Origin of the sequence: Noviherbaspirillum saxi (assembly GCF_003591035.1) — a bacterium.
GTDB classification, from domain to species: Bacteria; Pseudomonadota; Gammaproteobacteria; order Burkholderiales; family Burkholderiaceae_D; genus Noviherbaspirillum; species Noviherbaspirillum saxi.
This window is the reverse complement of sequence record NZ_QYUO01000001.1, coordinates 684,188-704,263: the sequence shown is the minus strand read 5'-3', so window position 1 is coordinate 704,263 and position 20,076 is coordinate 684,188. Positions and strand designations below refer to the sequence as shown.

Below are 20,076 nucleotides of genomic sequence, written 5' to 3'. Positions count from 1 at the left end.
TTGTCACAGTCGCTGCAAAATCATAACCGATCATGCAAAACCGATCATGCAGGCCCATGCCCGCGGCAATAAATAAAAAAGGGCGCAGAAAGCTGCGCCCTTTTCCTCTATCGACTATGCATCAAGCCTTGACTGCGGGCTCTACGCTCCGAAGCCGGATATGCAGTTCGCGCAATTGCTTTTCGTCGACTTCCGACGGCGCCTGTGTCAACAGACACTGCGCACGCTGGGTCTTCGGGAAGGCGATCACGTCGCGGATCGATTCGGCGCCGGTCATCATCGTGACGATGCGGTCGAGGCCGAATGCCAGGCCACCGTGCGGCGGCGCGCCGTACTGCAGCGCGTCGAGCAGGAAGCCGAACTTGAGCTGGGCTTCTTCCGCATCGATCTTGAGCGCGCGGAAGACCTTGCTCTGCACATCGGCACGGTGGATACGGACCGAACCGCCGCCCAGTTCCCAACCGTTGAGCACCATATCGTAGGCCTTGGCGATCGCCTTGCCCGGATCGGTTTCCAGCAAGTCTTCGTGACCATCCTTGGGCGACGTGAATGGATGGTGCGCGGCGACATAGCGCTGGCCGTCTTCGTCGTATTCGAACATCGGGAAGTCGATCACCCACAGTGGCTTCCAGGTCTCTTCAAAGAGACCATTCTTCTTGCCGAAGTCGCTATGGCCGATCTTGACGCGCAATGCGCCGATCGCATCGTTGACGACCTTGGCCTTGTCGGCGCCGAAGAAGATCAGGTCGCCATCCTGCGCGCCGGTCTGCTCGATGATCTGGGCAAGCGCCGCATCATGGAGGTTCTTGACGATAGGCGACTGCAAGCCGTCGCGGCCCTTCGCCTTTTCGTTGACCTTGATGTAGGCGAGGCCCTTGGCGCCATAGATCGCGACGAACTGGGTATAGGCATCGATCTCGGAACGCGGCATCGCGCCGCCGCCCGGTACGCGCAGGCCGACCACGCGGCCGCCTTCCATGTTGGCGGCGCCGGAGAAGACCTTGAAGTCGACATCCTTCATCACGGCTGTCAGATCGGTGAACTGCAGCTTGACGCGCATGTCGGGCTTGTCCGAACCGTAGAGGCCCATCGCTTCCGCATATTCCATGACTGGGAACGGGTTCGGCAGGTCGATATCGAGCGCATTCTTGAACACGCCGCGGATCATGCCTTCGAACATGTCGCGGATTTCCTGCTCGTTCATGAACGAGGTTTCGCAGTCGATCTGCGTGAATTCCGGCTGACGGTCGGCGCGCAGGTCTTCGTCGCGGAAGCACTTGGTGATCTGGTAGTAGCGGTCAAAGTTGGCAACCATCAGCAACTGCTTGAACAGCTGCGGCGACTGCGGCAGCGCGAAGAAGTTGCCGGCGTTGACACGCGACGGCACCAGGTAGTCGCGCGCGCCTTCCGGCGTCGATTTGGTCAGCATCGGTGTTTCGATATCGATGAAGCCGTTCGCATCGAGGAACTTGCGCACTTCCATCGTGACCTTGTAACGCAGGCGCAGGTTGTTCTGCATCTGCGGGCGGCGCAGATCGAGCACGCGGTGTGTCAGTCGGGTGGTCTCGGACAGGTTGTCGTCGTCCAGCTGGAACGGCGGCGTGACCGATGCGTTCAACACTTCGAGCTGATGCGCCAGCACTTCGATCTTGCCCGACTTCAGGTTGGCATTGGTCGTGCCTTCCGGACGGTTGCGGACCAGGCCGGTGATGCGTACGCAAAATTCATTGCGTACCGCTTCAGCGGTTTTGAATACATCGGCGCGATCCGGGTCGCAGACGACTTGCACCAAGCCTTCACGGTCGCGCAAGTCGATGAAGATGACACCACCGTGGTCGCGGCGACGATGCACCCAGCCGCACAGGCTGACGGTTTGGCCGAGCAGCTCTTCGGTGGTGAGGCCGCAGTAATGGGTTCGCATAGACATATTCAGTTTCCAGTTTCGGTTTCTTGGGATTGACCCCGGTGCCTGCGCAGGCACAAGTCGAGGTCCCGGGATAAACAGTTCGGTTTCAGATTTGAGGCGGCACGGCCTTCAGGTTCTTGGAGGCGGCGACCACATACTCCGGCGACACCACACCCATGGAGACAATGTATTTCAGCGCTTCATCGACCGTCATGTCGAGTTCGATTGCATCCGACCGCGGCATCATGAGAAAAAATCCGGAAGTCGGGTTCGGCGTGGTCGGCACATAAACGCTGATGTAATCGCCGACCAGATGATTCTTCACATCGCCGCCCGGCACGCCGGTCAGGAACGCAATGGTCCATGAACCCTGGCGCGGGTATTGCACCAGCATCGCCTTGCGAAACGCATTGCCGGATGAGGAAAACAGCGTATCCGAAACCTGTTTGACGCTGGAATAGATCGAGCTGACGATGGGAATCCGGGTCAGCAACAATTCCCAGGCGTACACCAGCCTCTTGCCAATAAAGTTCCGGGTCAGCAAACCCGTGACAAAAATGATCAGCACCGTCAGGACCGCGCCCGCACCCGGCAGGTTATAGCCAAACAATACCGCCGGCCGCCACCGCTCCGGCAGCAGCAGCAGCGACTGATCCATGGTAGTGATGATCAGGTTCAGCACCCACAGCGTAATGGCGAGAGGAACAAGAATCAGCAGGCCGGTGACGAAATATTTGCGCATGGTTTCCTTCAGCGTAAGGCGAGGTCAGACGCCCTGCTGGCGATTAGGTAGCTGTGGTCGATGTCGTACTCGCTGCGGGCGCAGCAGCGCTGGAATCGGAGTTGGAAGTGGCCGCCGGCTTGTCGGCCGCTGCTGTCGCATTGCTTGCCGGTGCCGACGTCCCGCCGCTGCCGTTACGGAAATCGGTCACATACCAGCCGGTACCCTTGAGCTGGAAACCGGCGGCGGTCAATTGTTTTTTGAATGTGCTTTTCCCGCACGTTGGGCAATCCGACAAGGGTGCGTCGGATATTTTTTGCAATACATCTTTGTTGAAGCCGCAAGATTCGCAGCGATAAGCATAAATTGGCATGGGATGCGCCCGCAAAAATCGTCCAAAACCCTGAATTATAAAGGTTTTGCCGGAGAGTTTGCGGACAGATTTATGGCCGGCACGGCGGCCCGATGCGGGTTGCAGATCAATCAACCCAGACCGGCCGCCGCCTGCGAAGCAAGTTTTTTACAGCGGCGGATCAGTGCGGATCAGTGCGACACCGCGGCGGGGCGCCCCAGCACCTGCGGCGCCAGCGAACCGGCAATCATGCCGCCAAAACTGACCAGCAAGCCGACCAGTTGCGGCGGCCAGATCGATTCACCGCCGAAATTCTCCATCAGCAGCCAGGTTGCCAGGCCGCCAATGACGGCCAGCAGTGCGCCTTGCGTATTGGCACGCTTCCAATACAGTCCCATGACCAGCGGAACAAAGGCCGAGACCAGCGTCACCTTGTAAGCGTTGCCGACCATGTCATAGATCGACGTGCCTTGCGACATCAAGGCGAAGATAGTGACCGCCACCGCGAAACAGACCACGACAACACGCGTGGCAAACAGCAATTGCTTGTCATCCATCGGATACAGTTCGCGGATGACGTTCCCGGTCAGCGTGATGCTGGGCGCGAGCAAGGTGCCGCTGGCGGTCGACATGATCGCCGACAGCAAGGCGCCGAAGAACATGACCTGCGCAAACAGCGGCGTATTGTTCAGGATCAGGGTCGGCAAAATCATTTGCGCATCCTTGTCCAGCAGGGTTTGGACCATCTTGGGATCGATCAGCGATGCCGAATAGGCCAGGAACATCGGGATGAAGGCAAACATGAAATACAGCGAACCGCCGGCGATCGAACCTGCCGCGCCGGTGTTTTCATTCTTGGCCGACATCACGCGCTGAAACACGTCCTGCTGCGGGATCGAACCGAACATCATCGTGACCCAGGCCCCGATGAAGGCGAGTACATCCTTGGAAGTCAATGCGGGCGCGAACTCGAACTTCCCGGCCGCAGCCGCATGGTCAATCACCTTTCCGGCACCACCGGCAAGGTCGGACACCACGAATGCAATATAGACCAGACCGGCGACGATGATGATCATCTGGAAAAGGTCGGTCATCGCAACCGACCACATGCCGCCGAACAGCGTATACAACAGGACGATACCCGCGCCGATCAGCATGCCCGCTGGAACAGAGATCGCGTCTTGCGACAGGATATTGAATACCAGGCCGAGCGCGGTGATTTGCGCCGAGACCCAGCCAAGGTAGGAAATCACGATGCACAGCGAGACGATGACTTCGACCGTACGGCTGTAGCGCTGGCGGTAATAATCGCCAATGGTCAGCAGGTTCATCCGGTACAGCTTGCGGGCAAAGAACAGGCCGACCAGGATCAGGCACATCGACGATCCGAACGGATCCTCGACCACGCCGCCCAGACCATCCTCCAGAAACTTGGCGGGAATGCCGAGCACGGTTTCGGAACCGAACCAGGTGGCGAACACGGTTGCAATCACGACATACAGTGGCAGCGAACGCCCGGCGACCGCGTAATCACTCGCATTCTTGACGCGCGTGGCTGCGTACAAGCCAATGGCAATCGATGCCACCAGATAAAGGATGACGAATCCGACCAAAGTGCTCATTCAGGTTCCTTGGGAAAATTTGTCGCGATTATAGCCGCAAACATTTTCGGAAACGACAAAATCCGTGGTCACCGGAAAAAAGCCCTCAGCCCGCTTTGCGTTGCCAGATTTGCCAGCGCTCCCGCCCTGCGAACACCTCGACGGAATCGCTGACCGCCTGATCGTTGATACGCTCAAAATGGGGCGAGAGCAAGGCCTCCAGTTCGCCCGCCGATGCACCAAAAGGGGGGCCTTTCGGCTTTTCATCGAAGAAGAAAAATCCTGCAAGAAGCGCACCCGGACGCAAGAGTTCGGCCCAGCGCTGCGCGATGGCTGGCCATCTGTCGCGCGGCAGCGCACACAGGAAGGCACGCTCATAAATAAGGTCGAGCGGCCGGCTGGGAGAATAACGGAAGAAATCGGCTTGCAGGATGCGGCTGGCATGCTGGGGCAACGCGCGGTGCGCTGCGGCAACGGCGGCAGCTGAAAAGTCGATTGCAGTGACATCCCAGCCGGCATCGGCAAGGCAGGCAACTTCATAACCGCTGCCGCAACCCGGGATCAGCGTATTGAGGGGCTGCGGCGAGGCTGCGACAAACGCGCGCAGAGCTTCGGGCACACCGGCCCGGTCCCAGGGCGTGAAGTCTTTTTCAAAGCGCTCGGACCAGAATTCCGGCGTCTGCGGATCGCGACTATTGAAATCCTGCGCCATGGTGCTACCACCAGTGAAGAATCTGATACCAGCGCAACATCAGTTGCACGATCAGGATGCCGCCTGCGAGTCCGCCACCGAAATAGATCGCTATGCCAAGCAGCATGTTGGTGCGCCGCTGTTCGGCGATCAGTTGCTTCAGCAAATCTGCATTGACCGCCGGTTCTTCGGATTTCGCGGTCAATGCCTGGTGCAATAGGCGCGGCAATTGCGGAATCATCTTGTTATAGTGCGGCACCTCTTCCTTGAAGCGGGCGAGCATGCCGCGCCAGCCTATCTGTTCCTGCATCCAGCGTTCCAGATACGGCTTGGCCGTCTTCCACAGGTCAAGGTCGGGATCGAGCTGGCGGCCCAGGCCTTCGATATTGAGCAGGGTCTTTTGCAGCAGCACCAATTGCGGTTGCACTTCCACATTGAAGCGGCGCGAGGTCTGGAACAGGCGCAGCAAGACCTGACCGAACGAGATGTCGCGCAGCGGCCTGTCGAAGATCGGTTCGCAACAGGCACGCACCGCCGCTTCCAATTCATCGACCCGGGTTTCCTTGGGCGCCCAGCCCGATTCGATATGGGCTTCGGCGACCCGCTTGTAATCACGCCGGAAAAAGGCGAGGAAATTTTGCGACAGGTAATCCTTGTCGAAGTCGGTCAGCGTGCCGACGATGCCGAAATCGAGTGCGATATAGCGGCCGAAGGTTTTCGGATCGACCGATACCAGGATATTCCCCGGATGCATGTCGGCATGGAAGAAACCGTCGCGGAATACCTGCGTAAAAAAGATCTCGACGCCGTCGCGCGAGAGCTTTTTCATGTCCACGCCTTCAGCCACCAAGCGGTCGATCTGCGAAATCGGTATGCCGTGCATGCGCTCCATCACGATCACCGATGTTGAGCAATAGTCCCAGAGCATTTCCGGCACCATCAACAGATCGGACCGGGTGAAGTTACGCCGCAACTGGCTGGCGTTGGCTGCCTCGCGCATGAGGTCCAGCTCATCGTGCAGATACTTGTCGAATTCGCCAACCACCTGCCTGGGCTTGAGCCGGCGGCCATCGGCCCACAGCTTTTCGACCCAGCCGGCGGCGATGCCCATCAGGGCGACGTCTTCATCGATAGAGCGCTTCATGCCTGGCCGCAACACTTTCACCGCGACCTGGGTCCCGTCCTTGAGCGTTGCGAAATGGACTTGAGCGATCGATGCCGATGCGACCGGAACCCGTTCAAAGCTGGCAAACAGCTGGTCGGGGTGCGCACCGAGCGATTTGCGGATCTGCGCAATCGCGAGATCGGAATCAAACGGCGGCACGCGGTCCTGCAGCTTGGCGAGTTCATCGGCAATATCCGGCGGCATCAGGTCGCGCCGCGTCGACAAGACTTGGCCGAACTTGACAAAGATGGGACCCAGCTCTTCCAGCGCGCGCCGCAGCCGCACGCCGCGCGGCGTCGATATGTCGCGCCAGAAAAAGAAGGTGTCGATCAGCCTGGCGATGCGGGGACTTGCCAGTCCCGACATGGCAATGTTGTCGAGCCCATATTTGATCGCGACACGGGCAATCTTGTACAGCCGCAGTACCTTGAAAAACATCTAGCGGCTTCCCTTCAAGCGATCGATGCGTTTGGCGAGACGTTCCACGTCGTCGCGCAATCTTGTGACTTCACCGGAAAACTCGCCGACCTGACGAGGGCGCACCAGTAGCGGATTCTCTTCAAGAAAATATTCCGCCAGGTTTTCCACAAATTTTTGTTGTGTGGCTTTCGCTGTCTGGGCAATGGCCTGGACGCCGGATACCAGGCGCACCGCTGCTGCATCGCCGAAAACGCGTCCCAAGTCTTCCTCGGCTTCCCATCGCAGCGATTCGCTGAGCTGCGAAACGGTATTGGCAAAGTCGGCGTCGCCTTCAATCTGCACATAGGAAAACGCATGCTTCCGGTTTTGCACAATCAGGGGCAGATCGGACAGCTTGGCCCGTATCGTGACGTTGGCAACGTCGTGGCTTTCGGCGGCCTGCACCATTCCATCGGAAGCGACTTTCAGCCGGATCGCAGCGACACCGGCATCGAACATCGCCACCTTGCCTGCGTGCCGCGCAAGTTTTTCACGTGCCCAGGATTCGCTGGCAAGCAGGTGATTGATAGCTGAGGAAATGGGAGTACGAATCATGGTCGCAAAATAAAACCGCCCGTGGCCATCCACGGGCGGTTTGCAGTTTACCAGTTTGCCGGGAGGTATTTAGGCAACACCAGACAATTGTTGAATTCCGGCAAGTAACCAGCCGCCTTGGCCGGATACTGGCTTGGTCAGGTTCCAGATCTCGGCAAACTGTTCAGCCGGGGCATTTTCAGATTCCTTGATCATGCCGCTGAATCGTACGCTGGCCAGGTATTCGTCACCGATCTGTTCCATCGTCAGCAAATCGGCGTCCAGCGATACCACATCAGTATGGTTGGCGGCCGGACCGCGTTCCTGCAACTGCAGGCGTAGCTCGGCAAACATTTCCGCCGTCGTGAATTCGCGGATGTCTTCGATGTCGGCCTTGTCCCAAGCCGCCTGCAGACGGATGAAGTAAGTCTTGGAATGACGCAGGAAGGACGGTGCATCGAATCCGGCCGGCAAATGCAGCGGCGCTGCGGCGCCTGCCGGTGCCTGTTGCGCCTGAAACGCGGCTGGCTGCGCATTCGGTTCGATGCGGGAGCCGATTTCCGGTGTGCGTGCGGACAGGCCGCTATCGTAGCCGCCAGCGAAAGCGGGCTTTTGCTGACTACCACCATTCCTGTTGCGGAACAGACGGACAATGAACATCACGGCCAACGCCAGCAACGCGACCATCAAGATGGTGCTGATGATGCTGGCCATGGCGCCACTCAGTCCCAAGTGCGACAGCAATGCGCCCAAGCCGAGCCCAAGCAATGCGCCGCCCAGGATATTGCGCCACGGGCTGGCCGGCTTGGCCGGCACGCCTTGCGGGGTCGCGGCCGGCGCCTGCGCGGCCTGGTTGGAATTGGCAGTCTGGCCGGAGGTCGGCGGTGTTGCCTGCTTGCTGACGCCCGAAGACTGGCGGCCGACGGAGCTGCCGCTGCCAAGGCGCTTGGCTTCCGCTTCGACCACGACGACCGACATGGCGCTGACTGCCACCATCAATGCAAGTAAAAACTTCTTCATGGCACTCTCCTAGAGTTTGACACCGGTGTGCAGGGCTGCGACCCCGGCGGTCAAATTAAAGTACTCGACACGTTCCAGGCCCGCTGCCTGCAGCATGGACTTGAGCGTTTCCTGGTCCGGGTGCATGCGGATCGATTCGGCCAGGTAGCGATAACTGTCCGAATCCTTCGCAATACGCTGCCCCAGCCAGGGCAAGACGGAAAATGAATACAGGTCGTACGGTTTTTTCAGCGCTTCGTGCACCTTGGAAAATTCCAGCACCAGCAGCTTGCCGCCGGGTTTCAGGACGCGTTGCATCTCTGCTAGCGCGGCGTCCTTGTGCGTCATGTTGCGCAAGCCGAAAGCCACGCTGACCCGGTCAAAATAATTGCTCGGAAATGGCAGCTTTTCCGCATCACATAATAAGATGGGGACGGGTAAGCCCTTGTTCAACAGGCGGTCGCGCCCTACTCTCAGCATCGATTCATTGATGTCGGTCAGCCAGACTTCGCCGCTCGGTCCCGCCTGGCGCGCAAAGGCTTTCGACAGATCGCCTGTGCCGCCCGCGATATCCAGCACCTTGAAGCCGGGCCGCACGCCGGCCTGGGCAATCGTGAAGGCTTTCCAGAGTCGATGCAGGCCGCCCGACATCAAGTCATTCATTACGTCGTACTTTGCCGCGACGGAATGAAAGACTTCGGCGACTTTGTGCACCTTCTCGTCTTCAGATACGGTCTGATAACCGAAATGCGTGGTATTGGTCATGGCGTCAGGCAATTTGGTCCAGCGCGCATTATACAAGTGCAGACAGGCGCGGCTTTCAAGCGTTCCATACGGAGAAAATTTTGCACGCAGCGCAATGCGGCGCGACAGCCGTCAGTGATGATGACCGCAGCCATGGCCGCCGGCATCGGTCACCATCGGCGCATCGCGTCCGCTTTCACGCATGAAACCTGCCGCTTCCAGGCGCGCCAAGTACTCTTCCCACAACTGGGACTGGTTGGCGCCCAACCAGTATAGATAATCCCAAGAATAAATCCCGGAATTGTGACTGTCGGAAAAATGCGGCTGCACCGCATAGTTGCCGACCGGTTCCATTGCAGTGATCTGCACATCGCGCTTGCCGGTCTGCAACACTTCCTGCCCGGCGCCGTGGCCTCTTACTTCCGCCGACGGCGAATAAACACGCAGGAATTCGAACGGCAGCGAAAACGCTTCGCCGGAATCGAAAGCGATTTCCAGCACGCGCGACTGGCTGCGCACGGTCAGGGAAGTCGGGGAAGGTGTTGCTTGTTTCGGTTCGGCCATGGGGAGTCGGGATCAGGTTGAAAGCCGTCGCGGCCGGAGCAGCCGCGCAGGAGCTACAGCAACGATTCTTCAAAACGGTCAAGCAAGGCCTCGCGCAAGCGCGGCACCAACGCACGGCGCTTCGCAAGATCGGCAGAAATCGGAGTGCGCTTGACCTCGCCCCAGATCGGATTCGGGAAATGCGCATCATCCTCATAGCGCGGAATGATATGCCAGTGCAGATGCGGCACCACATTGCCCAAGCTCGCGACATTGATCTTGTGCGGATGCATGGTTTCGCGCACCGCCTCTTCGACCTGCCATATCGCCGCGATCAGTATTGCCCGTTCGGCTGATGGCAGGTCCGTCATCTCGGCCACATGCGCATTCCAGATCACGCGGCAAAAACCGGGGTAGCGCTCGTCATCGACCAGGACGATGCGGTAATTGTCATCCCGGTAGATGACTTCGCCACCGGGATGCATGCATAGTTCACACGCTTCTTTGGCCATCGGTTCCCTATCCCAAGGTACAAAACTTACACGAGAACGCGTTCGATTCCGCCATTGTTTGCACGCGCAACGTACTCGGGCATCCAGTTTTCGCCAAGCAGATGCTTGGCCATCTCGACCACGATGTAGTCCGCGCTGGTGCCGGAATCTTCATTGTAGCGGTTCAAGCCTTGCAGGCAAGACGGGCAGGAAGTAAGGATCTTGACCTCGCCGCCGAATCCGTCGTCACGCAGCTTGTCGGCGCCCTGGCGCATTTCGACTTCCTTGCGGAAGCGGACTTGCGTGGAAATGTCAGGGCGGCTGACCGCAAAGGTGCCGGATTCGCCGCAACAACGGTCGTTCTTTTCAACCTTGGTGCCGTCATCGGTGGTGATCAGCGCATTGACGGTTTTCAGCGGATCCTGCTGCTTCATCGGCGTATGGCAAGGATCGTGGTACATGTAGCGGGTACCCGAGACACCTTCCAGCTTCACGTTCTTTTCGAGCAGATATTCGTGGATGTCGATGATGCGGCAACCGGGGAAAATCTTGTCGAATTCATAGCCTTGCAGCTGATCGTAGCAGGTACCGCACGACACGACGACGGTCTTGATATCGAGGTAGTTCAGTGTGTTGGCGACACGATGGAACAGCACGCGGTTATCGGTAATCATCTTTTCCGCCTTGTCGTACTGTCCGGCGCCGCGCTGCGGATAACCGCAGCACAGATAACCCGGCGGCAGCACGGTTTGCACACCGACATGCCACAGCATCGCTTGGGTCGCGAGGCCGACTTGCGAGAACAGGCGCTCCGAACCGCAGCCCGGGAAGTAAAACACCGCTTCCGTATCGGCCGTGGTCTTCATCGGATCGCGAATGATGGGTACGACCTTATCGTCCTCGATGTCGAGCAGAGCCCTTGCGGTTTTCTTGGGCAGATTGCCCGGCATTTTCTTGTTGATGAAGTGAATCACCTGCTCTTTGACCGGCGGCTTGCCATGCGTGGCCGGTGGCGCCTTGGTCTGCTTCTTCGCAAACTTTTTCAGCACGTCGTTGGCCATGCGTTGCGCCTTGTAACCGAGACCGGTCATCGCCGCGCGTGTCGCGTTAATGGTGGCCGGATCGGTGGCATTCAGGAAGAACATCGCGGCAGCCGTGCCGGGATTGAACGACTTCTTGTCCATCTTGCGCAGCAGGTTGCGCATGTTCATCGAGACATCGCCGAAATCGATATCGACCGGGCATGGCTTTTCGCACTTGTGGCAGACCGTGCAGTGATCGGCGACATCCTCGAACTCTTCCCAATGCTTGATCGATACGCCGCGCCGGGTCTGCTCTTCGTACAGGAAAGCCTCGACCAGCAGGGAAGTCGCAAGAATCTTGTTGCGCGGCGAGTACAGCAGATTCGCGCGCGGCACATGGGTCGAGCACACCGGTTTGCACTTGCCGCAGCGCAGGCAATCCTTGACGCTGTTGGCGATCGCGCCGATATCGCTCTGCTGCATGATCAGCGATTCGTGGCCCATCAGGCCGAATGACGGCGTGTAGGCATTGCGCAAGTCCGCATGCATGTCCGGCAGATTGAGCAGCTTGCCCTTGTTGAAGCGTCCTTCCGGATCGACGCGCAACTTGTAGTCGCGGAAATCCTGGATCTCTTCTTCGGTCAGGAATTCCAGCTTGGTAATGCCGATCCCGTGTTCACCCGAAATTACGCCATTGAGCGAACGCGCCAGTACCATGATGCGTTCAACCGCGGCATGCGCATCCTGCAGCATTTCGTAATGGTCGGAATTGACCGGGATATTGGTATGCACATTGCCATCGCCCGCGTGCATGTGCAGCGCGACGAAGACACGTCCGCGCAGCACGCGCTTGTGGATCGCAGTGCACTCGTCGAGGATAAGCTTGAATGCGCCGCCGTTGAAGATCTGGCGCAGCTGCGCGCGGATTTCGGCCTTCCATGACACGCGGATGGTGCGGTCCTGCACGACATCAAACACCGTCGCCTTGGGCTGGCGTTGCAGCCGCTCATCGATCCACGTCATGGAGACGCCCAGCGCCGCCAGTTCGTCATGTGCCTGGCGCAGCGGCTTGTCCAGATTGGCAAGCAGGTAGGCCCAGCGCGCACGGGTGGTTTCGATCAGTTCGCGTGCCTGGGCGACACGTTCGCCCAGCAATTCGGAGGCGGGAATGTCGTTGGCGTCCGCATCTTCGCTCTTGCCCAGTGGCAGATGATTCGATGCAAAGAAGCCGCGCAGATCCGCAAGCAGTTGCAGCTTGTTGTGGATCGACAGTTCGATATTGATATGCTCGATGCCGTCGGTATACTCGCCCATGCGGTTGAGCGGAATGACGACGTCTTCGTTGATCTTGAACGCATTGGTATGCTTGGCGATCGCGGCGGTACGCGCACGGTCGAGCCAGAATTTCTTGCGCGTTTCCGGGCTGACCGCAACGAAGCCTTCACCGACACGGGTATTTGCGATACGGACAACTTCCGATGCCGCGCGGGCAACCGCTTCCTCGTCATCGCCGACGATGTCGCCGAACAGCGCCATCTTCGGCAGCACGCCGCGCTTGGACTTGGTCGCATAGCCGACCGCGCGCAGGTAGCGCTCGTCGAGATGTTCAAGGCCGGCCAGAATCGCGCCGCCCTTTCTGGTTTCCGCATCGAGGAAATCCTTGATTTCCACGATCGATGGAATGGCATCGCGCGCCTGGCCGAAAAATTCGAGACAGACGGTACGCGTATGCTTAGGCATCTTGTGCAGGATCCAGCGCGCCGACGTAATCAGGCCGTCGCAGCCTTCCTTTTGCACGCCGGGCAGACCGGCCAGGAACTTGTCGGTGACATCCTTGCCCAGGCCTTCCTTGCGGAAGCGGCGACCTTCGATTTCCAGATACTCGGTCTTGAATGGGGCATTGGTCTTGCCGCGTTCGCCCGGATGGGTCCATTCGAGCTTGAAGCGGGCGACCGGAGCGTCATGAATCTTGCCGAGATTGTGGTCGATGCGCGTGACTTCCAGCCAGTCGCCGTTCGGGTCGACCATGCGCCAGCTGGCGAGATTATCGAGCGCGGTGCCCCACAGCACGGCTTTCTTGCCGCCGGCATTCATCGCGACATTGCCGCCAATGCAGGATGCTTCCGCCGAAGTGGGGTCGACAGCGAAGACGAAGCCGGCTTTTTCCGCCGCGTCGGACACGCGCTTGGTGACGACGCCGGCGCCGGAATAGATTGTTGCGTAGGGCCTGTCGACGCCGGGCAGCATCGTCATTTCAACCGCCCCCAGGTCTTCCAGCTTTTCGGTGTTGATCACGGCCGACATCGGCGTCAGCGGGATCGCGCCGCCGGTATAGCCAGTGCCGCCGCCACGCGGAATGATGGTCAGGCCGAGTTCAATACAGGCCTTCACCAAGCCGGCCATTTCATCTTCGGTATCGGGCGTCAGCACGACGAAAGGATATTCGACGCGCCAGTCGGTCGCATCGGTGACGTGCGACACGCGCGACAAGCCATCGAACTTGATATTGTCCTTGGCGGTATAGCGCCCGAGTACCTTGGTCGCGCGCTTGCGCAAATCGTACATCTGGCGGAATTCTTCACCGAAATCGGTTACCGCCTTGCGCGCTGCCCTCAGCAAGACTTCGACATTGGCGCTGCGATGACGTGCATGCGCGTCGCCGGCATCGGCCAGGTCGGTGGTCAGACGCCTCTTTTCGACTTCGGTCAGGCGGTGGTTGAGCGCGTCGATCAGATCCTGGCGACGCTTCGGATTGTCGAGCAAGTCATCCTGAAGGTAGGGATTGCGCCGTACCACCCAGACGTCTCCGAGGACTTCGTACAACATGCGCGCGGACCGGCCGGTCTGGCGCTCGCTGCGCAATTCATCGAGGATCCGCCACGATTCTTCGCCGAGCAGGCGGATCACGATTTCGCGATCGGAAAACGAGGTGTAGTTATAGGGAATTTCGCGCAGGCGGGCGGGAGCGGCCGCACCGGGCGTTTCGGAAAGCAGAGCTTGGATTTGTGCTGGGGCGTTCATCAGGAAGTATCGGACTGACCCTTAAAGGAGCATTTTAGCTTATTGCAATGCAGCGGTCGGTAACAGCCCTACTCTGCGTGCGCCTAAACGGCTGAAAAGCCTCGAAACATTTGGTCAATCCGGCAAAAAGATGGGGTTATTGCAACTAATTCAGAATAGATTGCCAAGTTCTTGCCAGAATCCGTCCGGTATGTACAACAAAGCGGATGTCATTGTCAGATAGCGCAGGAATTTGCCGATGGACATGAACAGTACGGATTGCCAGAATGGCATCCTGAGCCAACCGGCCAGCGCGCACAAAGGATCGCCCACGCCGGGCAGCCAGGATAGCAGCAGCGTTTTGGGTCCGAAGCGCTGCATCCACCTGAACCAGCGTCCTTCCGCCTTGTCGGTGAAGGTTTGCTTGGCGCCGTAGCCGATCAGGTAGTCGATGACCCCTCCGAGCGTATTGCCGATCGTCGCAACCAGAATGACCGGCCAGAAAAGCGCCGCATTGGCCTTGGCGACAGCGAACACGGCCGGTTCGGAACCGAGCGGCAGCAGCGTTGCGGACAATACGCTGATGATAAAGACGGAGCTCAGTCCGACATCGGGAATGGCAAGAACATTAAGTAGCCAGCGAACAGTGGATTCGATCATCGGTTGGGCGTCAGGCGCGCATCGGGCGCATAGCGGGTATGCATGCAGATGAAGAGTTGTATAAGGGCGTCCATTATAATGGCGGGTTCACACGCCGCATTGGGGGGCGTGCCGCAGACCGAAGCCTATGACTACCGACTACCTACAAAAAATCCTGACCGCTCGCGTCTACGACGTCGCCGTCGAGTCGCCACTGGAGTACGCGCCCACCCTGTCGGCGCGCATGGACAACAGCATCTACTTCAAGCGGGAAGACATTCAAAGCGTATTCAGCTTCAAGCTGCGTGGCGCTTACAACAAGATGGCGCACCTGACGCCGGCACAACTGAAGCGCGGCGTCATTTGTGCATCGGCCGGCAACCATGCGCAAGGCGTTGCCTTGTCCGCCGCCAAGCTGGGATGCCGCGCCGTGATCGTGATGCCGACGACGACCCCGCCGGTCAAGATCGAAGCAGTGCGCGCGCGCGGCGGCGAAGTGGTGCTGCATGGCGAGTCCTATACCGATGCCTACAACCATGCGCTGACGCTCGAAAAGAAGCAAAAGCTGACTTTCGTCCATCCATTCGATGACCCCTACGTCATTGCCGGCCAGGGCACCATCGCCATGGAAATCCTGCGCCAGCATACCGGCCCGATCCATGCGATCTTCGTCGCTATCGGCGGCGGCGGACTGATTTCCGGCGTGGCATCCTACATCAAGGCGGTGCGCCCCGAAATCAAGATCATCGGCGTACAGACTGTCGATTCCGATGCGATGGCGCGCAGCATCAAGGCCGGGCGGCGCGTGACGCTGCCCGACGTCGGCTTGTTTGCGGATGGCACCGCGGTCAGGCTGGTCGGCGAAGAGACTTTCCGCATTACCAAAAAGCTCGTGGACGAGATCATCCTCGTCGACACCGATGCGGTGTGCGCGGCGATCAAGGATGTATTCCAGGATACGCGCAGCATCCTTGAACCGTCGGGAGCGCTTGCGGTGGCAGGCGCCAAGGAATACATCGAACGTTCCAGAGCAACCAAGAAGCCGATCAGCGGTGAAACCCTGGTCACCGTTGCCTGCGGCGCCAACATGAATTTCGATCGTCTGCGCTTCGTGGCCGAACGTGCCGAAGTCGGCGAAGCGCGCGAAGCGGTATTTGCGGTCACCATTCCCGAGGAGCGCGGCAGCTTCAAGCGCTTTTGCTCCTTGGTCGGGCCGCGCAATGTAACCGAATTCGTCTATCGCATCAGCGATGAAAAGGAGGCGCATGTCTTTGTCGGCATGACGATTTCCAGCCGCGACGAGCCCAACCAGATCACGAAGAACTTTGAAAAGCACGGATTCAAGACCCTGGACCTGACGCATGACGAACTGGCAAAGCTGCACGTGCGCCATCTGGTCGGCGGCAAGAGCGCGCTGGCACATGACGAACTGTTGTACCGCTTTGAATTCCCCGAGCGGCCGGGCGCGCTGATGCGCTTCCTCGACAGCATGGCGCCGAACTGGAATATCAGCCTGTTCCATTACCGCAATCAGGGCGGCGATGTCGGCCGCATCCTGGTCGGCCTTCAGGTGCCGAAAAAGGAAATGAAGATGTTCCGTCAATTCCTTGCAAGCCTGGGCTACCGCTACTGGGACGAAACCCAGAATCCGGTATACAAGCTGTTTCTGTAAGGCCGAACCGGCGGCGCATCGGCATGTCGAAAGACTGATGCGCCTGCGCCCCAACATTGTCACGATTTCATGATGAGTACATCCAATCTTCCGGAAGCTTCCCCGCTTGGCAAGCCGACGGCATACCAGACCCAATACGCACCTTCCCTGCTCTTTCCGATTGCGCGCCAGCAGAAACGCGAAGAAATCGGCATCAGCGGGACGCTGCCGTTTTTCGGCATGGATATCTGGAATGCATACGAACTGTCCTGGCTTAACTTGCGCGGCAAGCCGCAGGTAGCGATTGCGAGCTTCATGGTGCCATCGGATTCGCCGAATATCATCGAATCGAAGTCGCTGAAGCTTTACCTGAATTCGTTCAACCAGACCAGGGTCGCCAGTGCCGAAGCGTTGACCGAGATGCTGCGTACCGATTTGTCCGACGGCTTCGGTGCGCCGGTACAGGTGCGTCTGAGCTTGCCGGATGATTTTTCAAAACAGGAAATGGGTGAACTTGAAGGTTTGCTGCTGGACCGGCTTGATATTGAAGTGAACGCCTACACGCCGGACACCTCGCTGTTAAAGGCCAATACTGAAGAAGCCGTTGTCGAAGAGAGCCTGGTATCGCACTTGCTCAAATCGAATTGCCTGGTCACCGGGCAGCCCGACTGGGGCAGCGTCCAGATTCACTATGTCGGTCCGCAAATCGACCAGGAAGGTTTGTTACGCTATCTGATCGGCTTTCGCGAACACAATGAATTTCATGAGCAATGCGTAGAACGTATCTTCATGGATATTCTGCGCAATTGCCATCCACAAAAACTTGCTGTCTATGCACGTTATACGCGCCGCGGCGGACTTGATATCAACCCGTGGCGAAGCAATTTCACAACGGGACAAAGGCCGTCGAACCGACGCAATGCACGCCAATAAGACAAGGTAAGCATCCAGTAAGCAGGGGCGCTTAGAATGCGATGCATGCGGGAAACTTATTTTGCTTTTTGCCGTCAACAGCAAAGGGCAGTAAGCAGTAAATGGACTGTGCAAAGCGGGAAGCGTAATAATCGTTGACATATACCATATCTACGCTCTGCTTCCCGTCAATAAGGTTTCCCTATTCCATCTTATGCTTTAGTTGCGCATCCGGAAAACAGGCCTATAATGCGTCTCGATTGCTTAATTTGTGCGTTGCATCATACGATCGCGTAACATGACCAACCTTGCCAAAATCCTGTCGGCGAATAATGTTGTTCTTGATCTGGAAGTCTCCAGCAAGAAGCGTGCATTCGAACAGGCTGGATTAATTTTTGAAAACAACTGCGGAATCGCCCGCTCGGTTGTGTCGGATAACCTGTTCGCGCGCGAACGTCTCGGGTCGACTGGACTCGGTCATGGCGTTGCGGTACCGCACGGACGCATCAAGGGTTTAAAAGCGCCACTGGCCGCCTTTGTCCGATTGAAGGAACCTATTCCCTTCGAATCGCCGGATAGCCAACCCGTCAGCCTTTTGGTATTTCTGCTGATTCCCGATCATGTCACGCAACAGCATCTGGAAATTCTGTCCGAAGTGGCAGAGATGTTTTCCGACGAGGCGTTTCGCCAGTTGCTCGCTACCGATCCGGATGCCGCATCGGTACACGCCCGCATTCTTGCCTGGCAACCTAGCGTGCATGCCTGATCACCGACTTCAATGCCTGCTTCCACGCACCTGACAATCCAGCAATTGTTCGACGACACCCGGGAAGCTTTGCAGCTCGGGTGGTTTGCCGGCTTTCCCGGTGGCGAAAGACGCATCTCCGGTGATGCCACCTCGGCCGCCGACCAGGTAGGCCACCTGAACCTGATCCACCCTGGACGCCTGCAGGTATTCGGCCATCAGGAAATTCAGTATTACAGCAAGCTGTCTCCCGCATCGCGCAAATACCAGACCGAGGAATTGGTTGTGGGCGAGCCTCCGGCCTTCATCATTGCCCAAGGCCTGGAAACGCCGCCTTATATCCTCGCGATCTGCGACGAAAAAAATATCCCCCTGTTCTCGACGCCGCTGCCAGCCGCGCAAGTCATCGACTATTTGCGTGTTTATCTGTCGAAGGAATTGGCACAGCGCATCACCATGCATGGTGTGTTCATGGACGTGCTTGGTGTTGGCGTTTTGATCACCGGCGAATCGGGCCTCGGCAAGAGCGAACTCGGACTGGAACTGATTTCACGCAATCATGGCCTGGTAGCTGACGATGCAGTAGAGTTCGCCCGCATTGCGCCCAATATGATTGAAGGGCGTTGCCCGCCCTTGCTGCAGAACCTGCTGGAAGTACGCGGGCTGGGCTTGCTCGATATCAAGACCATTTTTGGTGAAACCGCAGTGCGCCGCAAAATGCGTCTCAAGCTGATCGTCCATTTGGTGCGTCGCAGCACGCTGGAAGAAAACTACGAGCGCCTGCCGCTGCATTCTCAAACCCAGGAAGTGCTTGGCTTGCCCATACGCAAAGTCATTATCCCCGTTGAGGCTGGCCGAAATCTCGCGGTGCTGCTGGAAGCGGCCGTCCGCAATACCATCTTGCAATTGCGTGGCATTGATACACTCAAAGAATTCATGGAGCGCCAGCAAAAGGCCATGGGTAACGAGTAGCGCGCGCGCAACTGCGATCGTCAGAGGCTTGCGGTATGATTCAAGTCTATGCGTATCATTCTTATTACAGGCATTTCCGGCTCGGGAAAATCGGTCGGCTTGAATGCACTCGAAGACGCCGGATATTTCTGCGTTGATAATCTGCCGCCAAAGCTGCTGCGCCATCTCGTTGAAATCCGTCTCGAGGAAAACGGCGACACGCTGGCCGTTGCCATGGACGCGCGCAGTGCGGATTCCCTGGCCGGCCTGCCGGACGATATCAGCCTGCTCAAGGAAGAAGGCCACGATGTCAAGGTATTGTTTCTTACGGCAAAAACCGAATCGCTGATTACGCGCTTTTCCGAAACGCGACGCAGCCATCCCCTCTCGCATCGCGTACGACCCGAACTCGGACGAGCCGGCCAGCCAACACTGACCGAGTGCATTCTGCGTGAACGCGAAATGATGTCGGCAATCGAAGGGATCGGCCATGTGATCGATACTTCAGGACTGTCGGCCAACAAACTGCGCGCCTGGATCAAGGACCTGGTGGAAACCGAACGCACGCCGCTAACGCTGTTGTTCGAATCATTTGCCTTCAAGTTTGGCGTGCCGCTGGATGCGGACCTGGTATTTGATGTGCGCGTGTTGCCCAATCCCTTTTACGATACGACCTTGCGCCCCTACACCGGGCGCGATGAACCGGTGATCGCGTTTCTCGATGCGCAGGCACACGTTGCGGAACTGCTCGCCGACATCCGCAATTTTGTCGGGAAGTGGCTACCCGCTTTCAAGAACGACAATCGCAGTTATCTGACAGTGGCCATCGGCTGCACTGGCGGACAGCATCGATCAGTCTATATGGTCGAACAGCTTGCGCGGCATTTCCGCGCGTCCGAGCGCGTGCTGCTGCGCCATCGCGAACTTAGTTAACTTCCTTTCATCGCTAC

General features: G+C 58.2%; 18 protein-coding genes. 5 read left to right on the top strand and 13 right to left on the bottom strand.

The window, feature by feature from the left end:
- Window positions 1-121: 121 nt before the first annotated feature.
- From aspS to D3871_RS03400, 13 genes are all read right to left on the bottom strand, one after another.
- Window positions 122-1,927, bottom strand: coding sequence for an aspartate--tRNA ligase (aspS, locus tag D3871_RS03460; protein ID WP_119767632.1), 1,806 nt, complete (start codon window positions 1,925-1,927; stop codon window positions 122-124).
- Between the two features lie 85 nt (window positions 1,928-2,012).
- A complete protein-coding gene (locus D3871_RS03455) occupies window positions 2,013-2,648 on the bottom strand; it encodes a DUF502 domain-containing protein (protein WP_119767631.1) in 636 nt (211 codons plus the stop codon).
- 43 nt (window positions 2,649-2,691) lie between these two features.
- On the bottom strand, window positions 2,692-3,000 hold the full coding sequence (locus tag D3871_RS03450; protein ID WP_119769861.1) for an FmdB family zinc ribbon protein: 309 nt from the start codon (window positions 2,998-3,000) through the stop codon (window positions 2,692-2,694).
- Window positions 3,001-3,170: 170 nt separating this feature from the next.
- Window positions 3,171-4,601 carry a high affinity choline transporter 1 gene (locus D3871_RS03445; protein ID WP_119767630.1) on the bottom strand — a complete coding sequence of 477 codons (1,431 nt, stop codon included), beginning with the start codon at window positions 4,599-4,601 and terminating at the stop codon, window positions 3,171-3,173.
- An 85-nt stretch (window positions 4,602-4,686) separates the two neighbouring features.
- Entirely contained in the window at window positions 4,687-5,292 is a 606-nt protein-coding gene (locus tag D3871_RS03440) for a methyltransferase domain-containing protein (protein WP_119767629.1), read from the bottom strand.
- A gap of 4 nt (window positions 5,293-5,296) precedes the next feature.
- Entirely contained in the window at window positions 5,297-6,874 is a 1,578-nt protein-coding gene (gene ubiB, locus D3871_RS03435) for a ubiquinone biosynthesis regulatory protein kinase UbiB (RefSeq protein ID WP_119767628.1), read from the bottom strand.
- Complete coding sequence (locus D3871_RS03430; RefSeq protein ID WP_119769860.1) at window positions 6,875-7,450, bottom strand: ubiquinone biosynthesis accessory factor UbiJ; 576 nt, start codon at window positions 7,448-7,450, stop codon at window positions 6,875-6,877.
- A gap of 69 nt (window positions 7,451-7,519) precedes the next feature.
- Window positions 7,520-8,449 carry a Tim44 domain-containing protein gene (locus D3871_RS03425; RefSeq protein WP_119767627.1) on the bottom strand — a complete coding sequence of 310 codons (930 nt, stop codon included), beginning with the start codon at window positions 8,447-8,449 and terminating at the stop codon, window positions 7,520-7,522.
- A 9-nt stretch (window positions 8,450-8,458) separates the two neighbouring features.
- Window positions 8,459-9,193 (bottom strand): bifunctional demethylmenaquinone methyltransferase/2-methoxy-6-polyprenyl-1,4-benzoquinol methylase UbiE, encoded by a 735-nt coding sequence (ubiE, locus tag D3871_RS03420; protein ID WP_119769859.1) that lies wholly within the window; start codon window positions 9,191-9,193, stop codon window positions 8,459-8,461.
- 111 nt (window positions 9,194-9,304) lie between these two features.
- Window positions 9,305-9,736 carry a gamma-butyrobetaine hydroxylase family protein gene (locus D3871_RS03415; RefSeq protein ID WP_119767626.1) on the bottom strand — a complete coding sequence of 144 codons (432 nt, stop codon included), beginning with the start codon at window positions 9,734-9,736 and terminating at the stop codon, window positions 9,305-9,307.
- A 53-nt stretch (window positions 9,737-9,789) separates the two neighbouring features.
- Window positions 9,790-10,227 carry an HIT family protein gene (locus D3871_RS03410; protein ID WP_119767625.1) on the bottom strand — a complete coding sequence of 146 codons (438 nt, stop codon included), beginning with the start codon at window positions 10,225-10,227 and terminating at the stop codon, window positions 9,790-9,792.
- A gap of 26 nt (window positions 10,228-10,253) precedes the next feature.
- Entirely contained in the window at window positions 10,254-14,249 is a 3,996-nt protein-coding gene (locus tag D3871_RS03405) for a DUF3683 domain-containing protein (RefSeq protein WP_119767624.1), read from the bottom strand.
- A 150-nt stretch (window positions 14,250-14,399) separates the two neighbouring features.
- Window positions 14,400-14,888: a YqaA family protein gene (locus D3871_RS03400; protein WP_119767623.1), complete on the bottom strand. Its 489-nt coding sequence runs from the start codon at window positions 14,886-14,888 to the stop codon at window positions 14,400-14,402.
- A gap of 127 nt (window positions 14,889-15,015) precedes the next feature.
- Between D3871_RS03400 and ilvA the strand changes: the two genes are divergently transcribed.
- From ilvA to rapZ, 5 genes are all read left to right on the top strand, one after another.
- Window positions 15,016-16,539: a threonine ammonia-lyase, biosynthetic gene (gene ilvA, locus D3871_RS03395; protein ID WP_119767622.1), complete on the top strand. Its 1,524-nt coding sequence runs from the start codon at window positions 15,016-15,018 to the stop codon at window positions 16,537-16,539.
- A 72-nt stretch (window positions 16,540-16,611) separates the two neighbouring features.
- The gene (gene queF / locus D3871_RS03390; RefSeq protein ID WP_119769858.1) at window positions 16,612-17,451 is read left to right on the top strand and encodes an NADPH-dependent 7-cyano-7-deazaguanine reductase QueF; all 840 of its coding nucleotides are present in this window, start codon (window positions 16,612-16,614) and stop codon (window positions 17,449-17,451) included.
- 277 nt (window positions 17,452-17,728) lie between these two features.
- Window positions 17,729-18,196, top strand: coding sequence for a PTS sugar transporter subunit IIA (locus D3871_RS03385; RefSeq protein ID WP_119767621.1), 468 nt, complete (start codon window positions 17,729-17,731; stop codon window positions 18,194-18,196).
- Window positions 18,197-18,208: 12 nt separating this feature from the next.
- Window positions 18,209-19,147 carry an HPr(Ser) kinase/phosphatase gene (gene hprK / locus D3871_RS03380; RefSeq protein ID WP_119767620.1) on the top strand — a complete coding sequence of 313 codons (939 nt, stop codon included), beginning with the start codon at window positions 18,209-18,211 and terminating at the stop codon, window positions 19,145-19,147.
- A gap of 48 nt (window positions 19,148-19,195) precedes the next feature.
- Window positions 19,196-20,059, top strand: a complete 864-nt coding sequence (gene rapZ, locus D3871_RS03375; RefSeq protein WP_119767619.1) for an RNase adapter RapZ — start codon at window positions 19,196-19,198, stop codon at window positions 20,057-20,059.
- Window positions 20,060-20,076 lie beyond the last annotated feature (17 nt).